The organism is Pseudomonas sp. ASL8 (assembly GCF_056680355.1).
In genome coordinates this window covers 4,080,612-4,094,560 of record NZ_CM155278.1, presented here as the reverse complement: position 1 = coordinate 4,094,560, position 13,949 = coordinate 4,080,612, and the positions used below count along the sequence as shown (strand labels likewise).

Annotated in this window: 15 protein-coding genes; 5 read left to right on the top strand and 10 right to left on the bottom strand. The window is 60.2% G+C overall.

From position 1 onward, the window contains the following. Positions 1–29: 29 nt before the first annotated feature. Positions 30–707 (top strand): Crp/Fnr family transcriptional regulator, encoded by a 678-nt coding sequence (locus tag AC1MEA_RS18785; protein ID WP_219060021.1) that lies wholly within the window; start codon positions 30–32, stop codon positions 705–707. A gap of 80 nt (positions 708–787) precedes the next feature. Then, positions 788–1,198: a putative zinc-binding protein gene (locus tag AC1MEA_RS18780; protein ID WP_219060022.1), complete on the top strand. Its 411-nt coding sequence runs from the start codon at positions 788–790 to the stop codon at positions 1,196–1,198. A gap of 163 nt (positions 1,199–1,361) precedes the next feature. Here the strand turns inward: AC1MEA_RS18780 and ubiT are convergent, their stop codons facing one another. The 7 genes from ubiT to norR all read right to left on the bottom strand — a co-directional run bounded on the left by ubiT (position 1,362) and on the right by norR (position 8,053). Beyond that, positions 1,362–1,832 carry a ubiquinone anaerobic biosynthesis accessory factor UbiT gene (ubiT, locus tag AC1MEA_RS18775; RefSeq protein ID WP_219060023.1) on the bottom strand — a complete coding sequence of 157 codons (471 nt, stop codon included), beginning with the start codon at positions 1,830–1,832 and terminating at the stop codon, positions 1,362–1,364. Beyond that, entirely contained in the window at positions 1,826–2,716 is an 891-nt protein-coding gene (locus AC1MEA_RS18770) for a U32 family peptidase (protein ID WP_480417052.1), read from the bottom strand. The genes ubiT and AC1MEA_RS18770 overlap by 7 nt, the downstream gene beginning before the upstream one ends. A 10-nt stretch (positions 2,717–2,726) precedes the next feature. Next, positions 2,727–3,722 carry a ubiquinone anaerobic biosynthesis protein UbiU gene (gene ubiU / locus AC1MEA_RS18765; RefSeq protein WP_219060025.1) on the bottom strand — a complete coding sequence of 332 codons (996 nt, stop codon included), beginning with the start codon at positions 3,720–3,722 and terminating at the stop codon, positions 2,727–2,729. Positions 3,723–3,853: 131 nt separating this feature from the next. Beyond that, on the bottom strand, positions 3,854–5,089 hold the full coding sequence (locus AC1MEA_RS18760) for a molybdopterin molybdotransferase MoeA (RefSeq protein ID WP_480417051.1): 1,236 nt from the start codon (positions 5,087–5,089) through the stop codon (positions 3,854–3,856). Beyond that, complete coding sequence (moaB, locus tag AC1MEA_RS18755) at positions 5,086–5,640, bottom strand: molybdenum cofactor biosynthesis protein B (protein WP_219060026.1); 555 nt, start codon at positions 5,638–5,640, stop codon at positions 5,086–5,088. Before moaB ends, AC1MEA_RS18760 begins: the two co-directional genes overlap by 4 nt. Positions 5,641–5,776: 136 nt before the next feature. Then, positions 5,777–6,424: a pyridoxamine 5'-phosphate oxidase gene (gene pdxH / locus AC1MEA_RS18750; RefSeq protein WP_480417050.1), complete on the bottom strand. Its 648-nt coding sequence runs from the start codon at positions 6,422–6,424 to the stop codon at positions 5,777–5,779. Positions 6,425–6,523: 99 nt separating this feature from the next. Continuing rightward, positions 6,524–8,053, bottom strand: a complete 1,530-nt coding sequence (gene norR / locus AC1MEA_RS18745; protein WP_480417049.1) for a nitric oxide reductase transcriptional regulator NorR — start codon at positions 8,051–8,053, stop codon at positions 6,524–6,526. A gap of 152 nt (positions 8,054–8,205) precedes the next feature. Between norR and ytfE the strand changes: the two genes are divergently transcribed. Continuing rightward, positions 8,206–8,880 (top strand): iron-sulfur cluster repair protein YtfE, encoded by a 675-nt coding sequence (ytfE, locus tag AC1MEA_RS18740; RefSeq protein ID WP_219060029.1) that lies wholly within the window; start codon positions 8,206–8,208, stop codon positions 8,878–8,880. A gap of 87 nt (positions 8,881–8,967) precedes the next feature. Here the strand turns inward: ytfE and AC1MEA_RS18735 are convergent, their stop codons facing one another. Together AC1MEA_RS18735 and AC1MEA_RS18730 are read right to left on the bottom strand one after the other, a co-directional pair. Then, on the bottom strand, positions 8,968–9,405 hold the full coding sequence (locus AC1MEA_RS18735; protein WP_219060030.1) for a CopD family copper resistance protein: 438 nt from the start codon (positions 9,403–9,405) through the stop codon (positions 8,968–8,970). Positions 9,406–9,433: 28 nt separating this feature from the next. Beyond that, complete coding sequence (locus AC1MEA_RS18730) at positions 9,434–10,624, bottom strand: NnrS family protein (RefSeq protein ID WP_480417048.1); 1,191 nt, start codon at positions 10,622–10,624, stop codon at positions 9,434–9,436. 528 nt (positions 10,625–11,152) lie between these two features. On the opposite strand from AC1MEA_RS18730, the gene AC1MEA_RS18725 reads away from it, so the two are divergent. Continuing rightward, positions 11,153–11,836, top strand: a complete 684-nt coding sequence (locus AC1MEA_RS18725) for a Crp/Fnr family transcriptional regulator (protein WP_480417047.1) — start codon at positions 11,153–11,155, stop codon at positions 11,834–11,836. A 5-nt stretch (positions 11,837–11,841) separates the two neighbouring features. After that, positions 11,842–12,033 carry a protein DnrP gene (locus AC1MEA_RS18720; protein WP_257604246.1) on the top strand — a complete coding sequence of 64 codons (192 nt, stop codon included), beginning with the start codon at positions 11,842–11,844 and terminating at the stop codon, positions 12,031–12,033. 17 nt (positions 12,034–12,050) lie between these two features. Here AC1MEA_RS18720 and AC1MEA_RS18715 read toward each other — a convergent pair whose 3' ends face one another. After that, positions 12,051–13,892: a nitric oxide reductase activation protein NorD gene (locus AC1MEA_RS18715; protein WP_480417046.1), complete on the bottom strand. Its 1,842-nt coding sequence runs from the start codon at positions 13,890–13,892 to the stop codon at positions 12,051–12,053. Between the last annotated feature and the right edge of the window lie 57 nt (positions 13,893–13,949).

The following is a 13,949-nucleotide window of genomic DNA, read 5'->3' as shown; positions in this document are numbered from 1 at the left end:
TCTACCATGACCGTCAGCGGAGGTACGCCATGCTGACCCACCCTTCAATCGTTTTAACGTTGCGCCGTCACCACCTGTTCAGCCAATTGCCGGAAAAGGTCTTCCAGGATGTCTGCAATCTGGCCAATCTCAAACACTTGGGCTGTCACGCCACACTCATGCATCAAGGCGATCCGGCCAAGCGTTTCTTCTTGCTGGTCAGCGGTCAGATCAAGCTGCACAGGGTTACGGGTGAAGGTCAGGAAAACCTGGTGGAGGTCATTCACGCCGGGCAAACCTTCGCCGAAGCCCTGCTGTTCAGCCAGGCCAGACTCTACCCGGTGAGTGCCACGGCACTGAAGGACTGCGTGCTGGTCAGCATTGAGGGCAGCCATTACCGCAACGCCCTGGAAGATCAGCCGAAGATCTGTCTGGCGATCCTGGCAAGCATGAGCATTCACCTGCACCAGCGCCTCAAGGACATTGACACCCTGACCCTCGCCAATGCCAGCCGACGGGTCATCAACTTCCTGTTCCAGGAACGGGACCCGGTCAATGGCCAGATCGTCTTGCAGGTGTCCAAGCGTCTGGTGGCCTCGAAACTGGGCATCCAGCCGGAAACCTTCTCGCGCATTTTGCATCGCTTGGTCGAGGGCGGCCTGATCGCCATGGAGCGCCGCAATATCCGCATCCTCGCCGAAGAGGATCTGGCCGCTTACCAACAGTAGCCGCCCCCGGATTTGACCATGGTCAAGGCACAATGCCGCCAGCCTTGCACACTGGCAGAGTGCATCACTGGAGAACCCTCATGCCCGATTCAACCCTGCCTTTGGTCTACTCCTGCTCCGGTTGTTCGAATGTCGCGCAACTGGCCAACACCCTGGCCTTGCGCCTGGATCGCGCAGGCCTGGCCGAAATGTCCTGCATCGTCGGTGTCGGCGGGCATGTCGCGCCGCTGGTCAACAAAGCGCGCTCGGGACGGCCGATCCTCGCGCTGGACGGCTGCCCGCTGCAATGCGTCGAAGCCTGTCTGAACCAGCACGGACTGCACGCCGATGTGCACCTGATCCTCAGCCAGCACGGCCTGCGCAAACGCTATGGCGAGGACTGCACCGAGGAGCAGAGTGATGAGTTATTCGAGGAGGTAAAACGGTTGATTGGCGGGGGTGATCTTGAGGAGAAAAACCGGATGATCGTAGCCGCCGAGACGATGGATTGAGGATCTGACAGGGTCTTGATGCAATGAAAATCCACTGTGGGAGAGTGTATATCCGCGAAAGACAGGCCGGCTGCCAGGCCGCCATCGCGAGCAAGCTCGGCTCCTACGATAGCCGCAAGAACCAGGCCGGCTTCATCGCAGGCAATCACAGCAACGCAGATTCTCACCCCGCCGCCAACCCCTTCCCTGCCCGCTCCAGATTGCGCCACAACCAAACAGGCAATACATCAGGGTCCAGGCTATCGATCAGGTTCTTCAACGCCAACCCCAATTCGGTATCCCCCTCAATCACCAGACGCCTGCGAAAAAACAGGGTGTCAGGGTCCTCCTGGCGACTGGCCAGGAGTAAAAACTCTCGCCAGTTGCCGCTGATGGTCACGTGCGCCTTTGCCCGCTCGGCGATCTGCAATCCCTCACGACCCAGGGTCAGGTACCAGGACAAGCTCAGATCTGGAATCCGCAGGCACAGCCAACGACCCCGTAACAGCTCAAAACTGCCGTCGCGCAGAGGCTCGGCGAGGCAGCGATTGAGCGCTTGCTGCAACACCAGCCGCTGTACGGCAAAAGGCACTCGGTGCGCCAGCGGCAACAACCGATCAGCACCTTTCAACAACCATTTTTTCCGGTTCAACACAGGCCTGCCTCCTCGACGCGCAACATGCCAGCCTGGCCATGCCAATAACCATTGCAGCCCTCAACGAACAGCGGCGGCGTCTCGCCCAGACGAACCCGTTGATAGGCGGCAATCACTTCCGCCATCCCCTGGGCACGCGGGCTCAGGCGCAACAGATCAGCACCGCAGGCCACCAGTCCGGAATAATCAGCCAGCAGATTGGTCACATCGGCCGACATTGTTTGAATGCCATTGATCGTGAACAACCGCTGGCCTTCCTGACTGCTCAAGGCCAGGCCGTCGGGGTAGTTGATGCAGCAAAACTGGCAGTCGTCCTTGGGCCGGTTTTCCGCCCTGGCGGTAAAACAGCGCGCGGAATAGGCCAGAGGCAAATGCCCATAAGCAAAAATTTCGATTTCCGGTACCTCGCGTCCCAACTCACGCACCTGCTCGATCACATCGCCAATCAGCGCCGCCGAACACTCCACCGGTGGCACCCAGCGGGTCATTCCGCAGTCCAGCAGTTGCGTCAGTGCATGGCCGTTGTACAGATTGAGCGCCGGGCCACCGACAAAGGGCAGCTTGCGCTCGGCCAGAAACTGCACCGCGCCCATGTCGTTGGCTTCCACCAGCAATTGGCCGTTGTCGCACAGGCGGCGCAGGCTGGAGAGTTCGGACGCTGCTTCGATCAGCGTCAGGCTGGAAAGCACCATCTGCGCCTGGCTGCACTCGTGCAACTCGCGCCCCAGGCCCAGCCATTGATCCAATGAAAATGCCCGGCGTTTCGAACACACGGTTTCCCCCAGATAAATCACATCCAGAGGCAAGGCCGACATCTCGGCGTAAAAGTTACTGAGTTGCTCTTTGTCCCAATAAAACAGGACCGGTCCCAAGCTGAACTTCATGTCCAGTCCCTCATTGCCATGATCGATGATAAGCACCCAATGTGGTCTGGCTGCCTTCGGACAAACCGGCCAGCACCTGACGCCATTCATCCTTGACCCGAAAGCTGCCCGGCGAGCCGCGATGGGCATCCAGCGCGGCACGCCAGACGCGGGTGACTTGTTCCACATAGGCCGGGCTGCGTTGGCGACCCTCGATTTTTACCGCTTCGACCCCGATGGCCGCCAGTTCCGGCAGCAGATCCAGGGTATCGAGACTGGTGGGCTCCTCCAGCGCATGAAAGCGCTTGCCACCCACCAGAAAGCGGCCTTTGCACAAGGTCGGATAGCCAGCGGGCTCGTCAGGGGTGTAGCGATCGATCAGGACTTCACTGAGGCGTGCGCTCAGGCCTTGGGCGTCTTCGCTCCAGCGTACTGCCTTGGCCGGCGAACAGACGCCACACAGGTTCGGCGATTCGCCCGTGACGTAGGAGGAAAGGTGGCAACGCCCTTCAGCCATGATGCACAAGCTGCCGAAGCCGAAGACTTCAATGGGCACCGGGCTGCTGGCGGCGACCTGGCGCACTTGCGTCAACGACAGCACCCGAGGCAGCACGGCGCGGCGAATACCGTAGCGTTGCGCATAGAACGTCAGCGCCGCGGCATGGGTTGCTGAACCCTGGACAGACAAGTGCAGCGCCAGTTGCGGGTGACGCTGACTGGCATAGTTGAGCACGCCAGGGTCGGCGGCGATCAGCGCATCCACGCCGAAGTCGGCAGCGCGATCCACCGCCCGCTGCCAGCGCTCCCAGCCCTTGGGCTGAGGGTACGTGTTAACCGCGACATAGAGTTTGCGTTGATGTTGGCGAATGAACGCGACTGCGGCGTCGAACTGCTTGTCATCCATATTCAACCCGGCGAAATGCCGGGCATTGGTGTCATCACGAAAACCGACGTAGACGGCATCGGCGCCTTGGCGCACAGCCGCTTTAAGCGCAGGCAGGTTCCCTGCCGGGCAGACCAGTTGCATGGGTAATCCTCATGAAGGAACTCGTCTCGACCCTCGGCGAATACCTGCCGTCCGCAGACTCCGAGCAGTCGAAAATGCGCTGCCAGTCTAGCGAGACCGGCAGACAGGGCCTTGACGGTGATCAATTGCCATCAATGCATCAGGTCGGCGAAGGACAAGAACATGACGTTGTCGTGTTTGAGGACCTGCTGCCCGCACTCGATCACGGCAAGGCCGTCGGCCCAGCAGGCGGCGCTCAACATGGCAGAGCTTTGCTGAGGGTGCAGTTCCACACTCAATTGCCCATCGGCGCCTGGGCTCAGCCTTGCCCGCAGGTACTGCCGACGTTTGTTGCGCTGCAACCAATCGAACCCGGCCGGCACGGCCAATGGCACAGGCATCACCTCAGTGACCCCCTGTGCCCTGAGCAGAAACGGACGCACGACCACCAGCGCGGTAATCAGCGCCGCCGATGGATTGCCCGGCATGCCTATCCAGGGTTTTCCAGCGACTTCGCCAAACGCCAGCGGTTTGCCCGGCTGGATTGCCAGTCGCCAAAAATCGACGCTGCCCAGCGCTTCGATGGCCTGTTTGAGATGGTCTTCCTCGCCTACCGATACGCCACCAGAGGTCAGTAGCAAGTCGCATTCCGACGAAGCCAGGCTCAAGGCATGCCGGCTGGTCGCCAACTCATCGGCCATGACCCCATAGTCATGCACTTCCACGCCCCAACCGCGCAACAACGCGGCGAGGCAGTAACGATTGCTGTTGTATATCTGCCCCGGCGCCAACGGCTCGCCCGGCTCTCGCAACTCATCGCCGCTGCTGAGCAGGCACACCTGCAACGGTCGGTAGACCTCGACCTGCGCGATTCCGGCACCCGCCAGAAGCCCCAGCTCTTGTGCGCGCAAACGCTTACCCGCCTTGAGCAATAGATGCCCTTGGCGTACTTCCTCGCCCTCCTTGCGCACATGCTCGCCAACGCTTACCGGCGGGCACCAGACTTGCGCGCCCTCGACCCGGCAACGTTCTTGTGGCACCACGGTATCGGCTCCCGGTGGCAATGGCGCTCCGGTAAAAATCCTCACCGCCTGTTGCGGCAACAATGGCGAGCTGTCGCTGTCCCCTGCGGCAATCCGTCCAACCACCGACAGATAACCGCCCGCCAATGGCAGGTCAGACGCCCTGAGGGCATAACCGTCCATGGCACTGTTGTCCCAGGCCGGCAGGTTTACCGGGGAATGGATGTCACTTGCCAGCACCCGCCCCAAGGCTTGATCCAGGGGGATCTTTTGTATCGGTGGCGGCGGTCGTACCTGGCTCAGCAGTCGGCTGATGGCCTCGTCCACGGGCATCAAGTTGCCGCTGTCGCACACCGGGCCGGTCATGAGCGTGCCTCGCAGGCGTCAATCACCTGCTGCCCCTGCGGCTTCAAATGCGGAGCGAAATTACACGGGCCGGTGCGACTGTCCAGTTGCTCGAGCAGGATCTTGTCCCAGGCAGTTCGGCACGCGCCCGGTGAACCCGGTACGCAGCACACCAGCACCCCATTGCTCATCCCGGCTAACGCCCGTGACTGCAGACTGGACATGCCGATTTCCGCCAGAGACACCTGACGAAACAGTTCACCGAAGCCTTCCACATGTTTATCCAGCAAGGGCAGGACCGCTTGCGGCGTGTTGTCGCGAGGGGTGAATCCGGTGCCGCCGGTCATCAGCACCACTTGCACCTTGGGGTCGGCGATCCAGTGGGAGAGTTTTGCGCGGATCTGATAAATGTCGTCCTTGACCAGATCACGGTCGATCAACACATGCCCGGCCGTTTGCAACAAATCCGTCAGCGTCTGTCCCGAGGTGTCGGTCTCAAAGGTTCGCGTATCGCTGATGGTCAGTACGGCGATGTTCAGCGGTTGAAACGTGCGTTGCGCCAGATGGGCCATATCCAAGCCTTCCCGTAGATGAGGGTATGGCCCAGCCTGAACCGGAATCCTGATCGAGCCTATTCCTCCAAGGAGGTACCTCGACAGGGCAACGGGTCAGTGCCGGCCAGCCAGGCACCCGGACGATCTTTTGGGCTCAAGGCGCCAAACGACTTCGTTGCCACACGCCATTCTGCAAGCGGTAGTCGAGACGATCATGCAGGCGATCAGCACGCCCCTGCCAGAACTCCAGCCGTTCAGGATGCAGGCAGTAACCACCCCAATGCTCGGGTCGCGGCAACGTCTGGCCGACGAAGTGCTGTTCGGTTTCTGCCAATAAGGATTCCAGCGCTGCGCGACTCGCCACTGGACGGCTTTGCGGCGAAGCCCAGGCACCCAAACGGCTGGCCAGGGGGCGGGAGTCGAAGTAAGCATCCGAGAGCTGCGAGGCGAGCCTGGACACCTGACCTTCAATCCGAACCTGACGTTCCAGACCGGGCCAGAAAAAGGTTATGGCGGCATAGGGATTGCTCGCCAGCTGCAACCCCTTGTCACTCTGGTAATGGCCGAAAAAAGTGAAACCTTCATCGCTGAAGCCTTTGAGCAGCAGAATCCGGCAGTGTGGTCGCCCCGCGCTGTCAACCGTCGCCAAGGCCATGCTATTGGCCTCGACGGGGGCACTCTCGGTCTCGCGAGCTTGCTGCATCCACTGCCGGAACATGACCAGAGGGTCGTCCATCGTCAGATCGTCTTGCAAGCCATCAAGGGTGTAACTACGGCGCATTTCAGCCAGGGAAAGGGGCATGGTGGTGATCTCCAGAAGGTTATGCGCAGTGTGCGATTCACTCCGCGACACAACCTTGACCACCATCAACACTGAGCAACGACACTCGACAGCCCTCCCTCACTTGAGCCGCAAACGCCGGGCCAGTTTGTGCAGGTTGCTGGGATCGACTTCCAACAGCCGTGCGGCGCTGGCCCAGTTCTCACCGGAAAGACTCAGGGCGTGGAGAATTTTTTGCCGCTGGTAATCGTCCACAGCCTCGCCCAAGGGCTGGAATGGCACGTCAGGCGCAACGTTCAGCGGCAGCTCGGCAACCGCCCCCTGCGACCCCATCGCGCTGTCGAGATCCAGTATCTCGTGCTCCAGCGTCATGATCAGGTTGCGACTGGTGCCGCGACTTAACTGCTTCAACGCGGCTCGACTGATCACATGTTCCAGTTCACGCACATTGCCTGGCCAGGCATAGCCCAGTAGCGCTCGCTCGGCCGCCGGCGACAGACGCAAACCGCGCAGGCCAAGTCGCGCCCGATTGAGTTCAAGGAAATGCCCGGCCAGCATCAACACATCGCTACCGCGTTCGCGCAGGGCCGGAATAGGCACTGGGTACACCGAGAGACGGTGATACAGATCGGCACGAAACAAGCCGTCGCGAATGCTGTCCGGCAAATGTCGGTTAGTCGCGGCGATGATCCGTACATCGACATGCAGCGGCTTGTCGGCGCCCAGCCTTTGGATCTCGCCGTTTTGCAACGTGCGCAGCAATTTGGCTTGCACGCTCAATGGCAATTCACCGACCTCGTCGAGAAACAGCGTGCCGCCGTTGGCCGCATCAAAACGCCCGGCACGATCGCTGGTCGCCCCGGAAAACGCTCCTTTGACATGCCCGAACAACTCGCTCTCCGCCAGCGATTCCGGCAAGGCGGCGCAATTGACATGCACCAGAGGCTTGTGACGCCGGCGTGAAAGGCGGTGCAAACGCCGGGCGAACAGCTCTTTACCGACCCCGGTTTCACCCAGCAGCAATACCGGTAGTTCGGAATCGGCCAACACCTCCAGCTCATTGAGCAACTGGCGCAACACGTCGCTCTGACCGAGGATTTCGCCTTCCTCAGCGGGCATCCGCACGTCCTGAGTATCGCTGCGGGACAAGCGCAAGCTGCGGTTTTCCTGCTCGAGCCGGGTTACCCGCACAGCGGCCTCGATCTGCAACGTACAACGCTTGAGCTCCTCCCGCGCGTGGCTGTCGAAGGTCCCGGCATGCAGCGCATCGAGTGTGATCGCGCCCCATATCCGCCCTTCCACATACAGACTCACGCCCATGCAGTCATGCACTGGCAACGGTTCGCCGACATGGCCGTCGAGCAAGCCGTCATAGGGGTCCGGCAGGCGGCTGTCGGGCTCGAACCAGGTGGGCTCGCGTGAGGCCATGATCGCCGCCAGTCGAGGATGCTGGGCGATGACAAACCGGCGCCCCAGCGCTTCGTGAACCAGTCCTACCGTCGCGACTGGCCTCAGGCTGTCATCATCCAGACGCAGCAACCCCACGGCGCCACTGTGGAAGTACTCGCGCAGGGTGTGGACAAGCCGTTGCAAACGCACGGCATTCGGCAGCTCGACGATCAAGTCAGCAGCCAGGCTTTCACGGAGCATGGTAATAATCACCCTTTATGGTTGTGTTCACCCTAGGCCGTCAGGGTACTTATCACCACAACAAAAAATTAATCGAGTATTTTCAATACGTTAACTATGGCATGCCGGATGCAAAAGGATTGGGGAACCTGTGAAACCTAAAAGGAAACCCGATGAGCCTGACCCTTCTGGACCAAAGTCTCGGCCAACTGGCCTGCGACATTCCCGGCGCCACCCGGACTTTTCACGCCTTCAATCTGGACTTCTGTTGCGGCGGGCAAAAAAGCCTGCGTGAAGCAGCCCTTGGTAAAGGCCTCGATCCCCTGCTGATTGCCGACGCGCTCTACGCCTTGCAAGACGCCGGTGAAACCCAGCACGACTGGCGCAACGAACCCGAGGAACTGTTGATCGCCCATATCCTGGCGCGCTACCACGCCCGCCACCGCGAGCAACTGCCGGAACTGATCCGCCTGGCCCGCCGTGTCGAGCAGGTCCATGGCGCACGCAGCAACTGCCCCAATGGCCTGGCCGACCACCTGCGGGACATGCAGCAAGAACTCGAGGGCCACATGCTCAAGGAAGAACAAGTGCTCTTCCCGATGCTGCAACAGGGAATGGGTCCCCGGGCCGCACCGCCGATCCAGGTGCTGCGCTTTGAACATGATCAGCACGGTGAAGCCCTGGAAAAAATGCTCGCCCTGACCGACAACATCACGCCACCTGCCGATGCCTGCAACACTTGGCGCGCCCTTTATCGCGGGCTGCTGGAATTTCGAGACGACCTGATGCAGCACATCCATCTGGAAAACAACGTGCTGTTCGTCAAGGCCCTGAACCCTCGCCATTGATCACTTACCGGCACTACAAAACCCGCGCCAGCCAACCGGTTGACGCGGGTTTTGTCTGGGCCGGATGAAGCTACGATGATGAGATGATCAACCGTGCCAATAGAACATGGCCTTGGCCAGGATCACGATCAACAGCATGTGTCCCAGAATGCTGCGGCGAATCCAGTTGGCGCGGACCGACGTCATCCGTGCGCTTTTCAGCCAATACGCCAGCAGCAAGTAATGCCCGATGATGCTCAAGGCCAGAACGATCTTCAGGCTCAATAGCGTGCCAAAACTGCTGGCCAGCGGCTGATTCAATACACCACGGTGCTGCCACGCCAGCCCGATGCCGGCGCCATACAACAGCAACACCACCCCATGCAGCACTTTGCGCGAGCGCACCGCAATCGCTTGATCCGCCGTCAGTTGCCCGCCGCTCGCCAACTGTTGGCGGGCGGAATGCCAGATGAACACCTCGAAAAACAGCGTGCCGATAAAGGCGATGGCCGCCAGCAAGTGAGTGACCAGCAAAAAGGGATACATCAGCGGTAGCCTCCGTCAGTTCGTCTGCTCATCCTGGATGGCCATCAACCCGGGTCCGCAGCAGCATTGGCCCATAGCGCCAGGCGTAGAGCGCAAACGCCAACGCCCAGCACAGCCCCGCCAGCCATAACGCCCCCAACGGAAACAACAGCACCAGCGCCACCCGGCTCAGACATGCCAGGTTCAGCAAAATAAACGCCAGGGTCATGCCTGACGGCGGCTCCAGCGCACGACCGGTATGCCCCAGAGTGACCCGCGCGATCATCGCCAGAATCAAGCCGCCCATGGCACCTATCGTCAGGCAATGCACCGCCAGGCTCGGGTTCACCGGCACACCGAAATGCCACAGCGCCATGCCCACACAGGCCACCGCCAACCAGCCATAAGCCAGGTGCAGTGACCAGAGCAGCGGCACGCGCCAGAGCGCCCGATCATGCCAGCGAACCAGACGCAGCAAATGCCCCGCCGCCAACACAGCAAACAGCAGGCCGACCCAGACATTGGGGTTAAGCGCAGGTCCGGCTGCATACAACAGCGCCACCAACGGTGAGCCCACCAACAGCAAGCGATCAAGCCAGGGCCAGGCGGCAACAGCATTGACCCGGCCGAGGCCTCGCTGGGTGAAAAACGGAATGATCCGTCCACCGATCAAACCCATCATCGCCGCCACCAGCCAGATGCCCGTCAGAACGCCTTGACGCTGCCAGCCTTCATGGCCGTCAACCAGGCCGAACACGGACAACCCGTCAGCCGCGGTCAACAGCAGCAATACAAAGACAATCGGGTAGTTACGCTTCTGCCGCACTTTCCAGAGGGTGAAGCCCATGAGCGCCGCCACCGCCAGGGGGAACGCCAACTCCAGAACTGCGAGCAGTGGCCACGGCACATTCGCCAACCAGGCCAGTCGTGCGAACAACCACAGCAGCGCCAGAGCCGCCAGCGGTCTGCCGCTGATGCCAGGACGACCGGTCCAGGTCTGCACGGCGGTCAGCAGAAAACCGGCGATAATTGCCAGCGCAAAGCCGAACAGCAGCTCATGCCGATGCCAGGCCAGCCAACCGCCTGCTGGCTGCCAACTGGATATCGCGCCGTTCAAGGCCGCCAGCCAGAGCGGTATGGCCAGCAACGCCAAAAGACAGCCCGCCAGGAAAAATGGCCTGAAGGCCAGGCGTAACAGCGGCACAATCGCCATCGCTGTACGGCGGTCAAGTACTTGCATAAAGCCACTCCTCTACCTTGTTACCGGCGGGTAAATCCCAGTCCTATCATCGGGTATTAGCGATGAGCGGCACTTGTCACACATCAAGCGTGCAAACTGTCAGAGGTCAGATTGACCGTCTGTAGTCGAATACGGGTTTGCAAAGGGCGTGCCCTAATGCCAATCAGGACCCAGCACCCCGCCTGTGGCGAGCGGGGCAAGCACTCTAGCCATGATGGGTGATTTATGCAGGGTAAAATTGACCACTTAATGGTTTTTTAAACCATAAGGCGCAGGGTATTTTTAACCTTACCCTTTGATACCCGCAGTAAACAAGGGCCTCCGGGCATGGCCCGCGTCTTGCTCATGCATAAGCACTTTCAACGAAACTTTCCCCCTCGATTACCCGGAGTCGTCATGAAAAAAGTCATTCAGCCAGTGGCATGGTTTGTGGTTTTGACCTCAATCGTGGCCTTGGCCAGCGGTGTGTCTCTAGGCCTCGTTTGACTTGATAGCCGTCCCTCTCCTCAACCTTCAGGATGAATTTTTATGGTGCTTCATCGCGTCCATCACCAAATTCTGCGCAGTCATCATTTATTCGAGCCGTTGAATGAAGAACAGCTGGATGAATTGATGAGTACCAGCCACTTGCTGAGCATCGACAAAGGCGAACCGCTGTTTCATCAGGGCGAGCGGGCTGACGCGTTCTATTTCGTGATTGCCGGAGCCGTGAAAATCTATCGCCTGACGCCCGATGGGCAAGAGAAGGTGTTTGAGGTCATTGGCGATCGACAAACCTTCGCCGAGGCGATGATGCTGATGGACACACCCAACTATGTGGCTTCTGCCGAAGCGATCTGTCCCACTCAGCTCTACCGAATATCCAACAGCACCTACATGCACCTGCTGCAGAGCAATAGCCGACTGACCTTCGCCCTGCTCGGCAAGCTCTGCGTACGCCTGCACCAGCGGGTCAACGAGATCGAAACCCTGTCGCTGAGAAATGCGACCCACCGGGTCGTGCGGTATCTGCTGACACAACTGATGCGCCTGCAAACCATTGACAGCCAATTCGAACTGCCAATGGCCAAGCAGTTGATTGCCGGGCATCTCTCCATCCAGCCGGAGACGTTTTCGCGAATCATCCGGCGCTTGATCGATGAAAAAATCATCACCCAAGACGGTCGCCAGATCGAGATTCTTGATCGTCTGCGCCTGGAACAATTCGAGTGAGTATCATGCCCACCTGTTTGTATTGCCAACACGCCAACCCCTCACAGGAATCCGAATGCCAACAATGCGGCATGCCTCTGCCAGCGCTGGCCGAACACGAAGGAGAACGTCGGCAACGCCGATTCTTGTGGTTCTGCATCGGTCTGACGATCTTTTGCGTGACGATGTTTTTCTGGCTACCGCGCAGCATCCACTGATGCGGCAGCCACACTGGTTAAGGCTGAGTCAGTTGGCGATATAACTGCGGCAAGCGCAGGGGCAATTGCTCGGGCTGACGAATCAAGGTGTAGCCATTGGCACCGAACATATAAGGCAGGTAATCACCGGCCTCGCGGTCAATGGTGATACAGAATGGCGTCAATCCCTGACGCCGCGCCTCCAGCACCGCCTCGCGGGTGTCTTCAACACCGTAGCGTCCCTCATAGAGATCCAGGTCGTTGGGCTTGCCGTCCGTCAGCAGCAACAGCAGTTTGCGTCGCCGTTTGCAGCCACCCAGTATCTTCGTGGCCTGGCGAATGGCGGCGCCCATGCGCGTGTAATACCCCGGTTTGAGCCCTTGAATGCGGCCTCGGGTGTTGTCGTCATAACGCTGGGTAAACGATTTGAGTTCCTGCATGCGCACTTGCTGGCGACGCAGCGAGGAAAACCCGTACAGGGCGAAATCGTCACCCAGCACCGACAGTGTTTCGCCGAACAGCAGCAGGCTGTCCCTGATTACGTCGATCACTCGATGCTCATCGTTCAGGTGGGCGTCGGTGGACATCGATACATCCGCCAGCAACAGGCACGCCAGGTCGCGACGCGTCTGGCGTTGCTCCCTGTACAGACCCCGCTCGGCGCACAGACCCTGCTGGCGCTCCACGTGAAAATCCAGCCAGGCCTGCATGTCCAGCTCAGACCCCTGGGGCTGCTGGCGTAACCATTGGCGGTCATTGCGCAGGTGTTCGAACTGGCGCCGTAGACGGTGCGCCGATGCCTTTAGCCGTGACGGTAACGGCTGCGCCAGGCAATCGCGCGGCAGCATCATTTGCAGATTGACGAAACCGTCCTGCATCTGCTGCTTGCGATAGTCCCACTCAGGCAACTTGATGCCCTCGCCCAGCGGGATATCGTCGACATCGGCCGGCGGCAAATCCAGGTGCAGCTTCAGGCCGCCGCCCTTGCGCAGACGCGTATGCGACAGGGTCAATTCGTCCAGGTCATCGGCGACCCGGGCGGCGTTCGGGTCTTCGCTGTCGTCCGACCAACGATCCAGATCCACGTGTTCGGTCCAGCTGAACAGGTTCTCCAGACGCACCACCAACAGCCCGCCTTTGCTAGTGCTCTCATCAATCCGCTTGGCGCGCTTGCGTCCACCTTTCTGCTCGCCGGGAGGCGTAGCCAAATACTCTTCCGACTCTTCGCTCAGGTCCGCAGCCTGCGGGCTTGCCAGGTTCTGCGGTGGGTATAGCCACAACGGCAGTGGCCAGGCCGCCCGTTCGCTACGGGGAAAATGCTCGACACTGCCCGGCTCGCGCAACGCCTGGCATAGCGCCCGTTCCAGTGCCGCTTCGCCAGCGCTCAACGATGCCGGATCCGGGCGCAATTGCAGATGCGCATCGACCAGGCGTTTATAGCGAGAACGCAATGCGGGGTAGCGCTGCAGCAGCATTTGCGTCCAGCGTTGATTGTCCCGCCCCCAGTGGCGCATCTGACCGGCCTGTGCCGCCAGCAGCGCCAGCCACCGATACAGTTCCTCATTCAATGCGACCTCCGGGAAGACCGCGAGGCTCGACGGCAAACGAAGATTATTCTCGTCGCACCAGGCCAATGGCACTTGTTTGCAGGTACCGGCGATCTGCTGCAATACGTTGCGCCGCAGCAAAAGATCGCGGTCACTGGCGGCTTCCACACCAATGCCACTGGCGCCGCCCATGGCGCGAAACAACAGCGCCAGCGGTCGTTGCTGGCCGGCCAGTTCGACCCGCGCTTCCGGGAAATCCGGGCTGGCACGTCGCGTGATAAAGCGATGCCAGACACTGCCTACCCACTCTTCCAGTTCGACGGTAAAGGCCATGGTTTATTGCCCTGTCTGAAAACCAAAAACGGCCCGCTGTATCAGCCGGGCCGACTT

Coding starts and splice junctions, on each gene's coding strand:
- AC1MEA_RS18785 (WP_219060021.1), top strand. CDS start 30: ATGCTGACCCACCCTTCAATCGTTTTAACGTTGCGCCGTCACCACCTG.
- AC1MEA_RS18780 (WP_219060022.1), top strand. CDS start 788: ATGCCCGATTCAACCCTGCCTTTGGTCTACTCCTGCTCCGGTTGTTCG.
- AC1MEA_RS18770 (WP_480417052.1), bottom strand. CDS start 2,716: ATGAAGTTCAGCTTGGGACCGGTCCTGTTTTATTGGGACAAAGAGCAA.
- ubiU (WP_219060025.1), bottom strand. CDS start 3,722: ATGCAACTGGTCTGCCCGGCAGGGAACCTGCCTGCGCTTAAAGCGGCT.
- AC1MEA_RS18760 (WP_480417051.1), bottom strand. CDS start 5,089: ATGACCGGCCCGGTGTGCGACAGCGGCAACTTGATGCCCGTGGACGAG.
- moaB (WP_219060026.1), bottom strand. CDS start 5,640: ATGGCCCATCTGGCGCAACGCACGTTTCAACCGCTGAACATCGCCGTA.
- pdxH (WP_480417050.1), bottom strand. CDS start 6,424: ATGCCCCTTTCCCTGGCTGAAATGCGCCGTAGTTACACCCTTGATGGC.
- norR (WP_480417049.1), bottom strand. CDS start 8,053: ATGCTCCGTGAAAGCCTGGCTGCTGACTTGATCGTCGAGCTGCCGAAT.
- ytfE (WP_219060029.1), top strand. CDS start 8,206: ATGAGCCTGACCCTTCTGGACCAAAGTCTCGGCCAACTGGCCTGCGAC.
- AC1MEA_RS18735 (WP_219060030.1), bottom strand. CDS start 9,405: ATGTATCCCTTTTTGCTGGTCACTCACTTGCTGGCGGCCATCGCCTTT.
- AC1MEA_RS18730 (WP_480417048.1), bottom strand. CDS start 10,624: ATGCAAGTACTTGACCGCCGTACAGCGATGGCGATTGTGCCGCTGTTA.
- AC1MEA_RS18725 (WP_480417047.1), top strand. CDS start 11,153: ATGGTGCTTCATCGCGTCCATCACCAAATTCTGCGCAGTCATCATTTA.
- AC1MEA_RS18720 (WP_257604246.1), top strand. CDS start 11,842: ATGCCCACCTGTTTGTATTGCCAACACGCCAACCCCTCACAGGAATCC.
- AC1MEA_RS18715 (WP_480417046.1), bottom strand. CDS start 13,892: ATGGCCTTTACCGTCGAACTGGAAGAGTGGGTAGGCAGTGTCTGGCAT.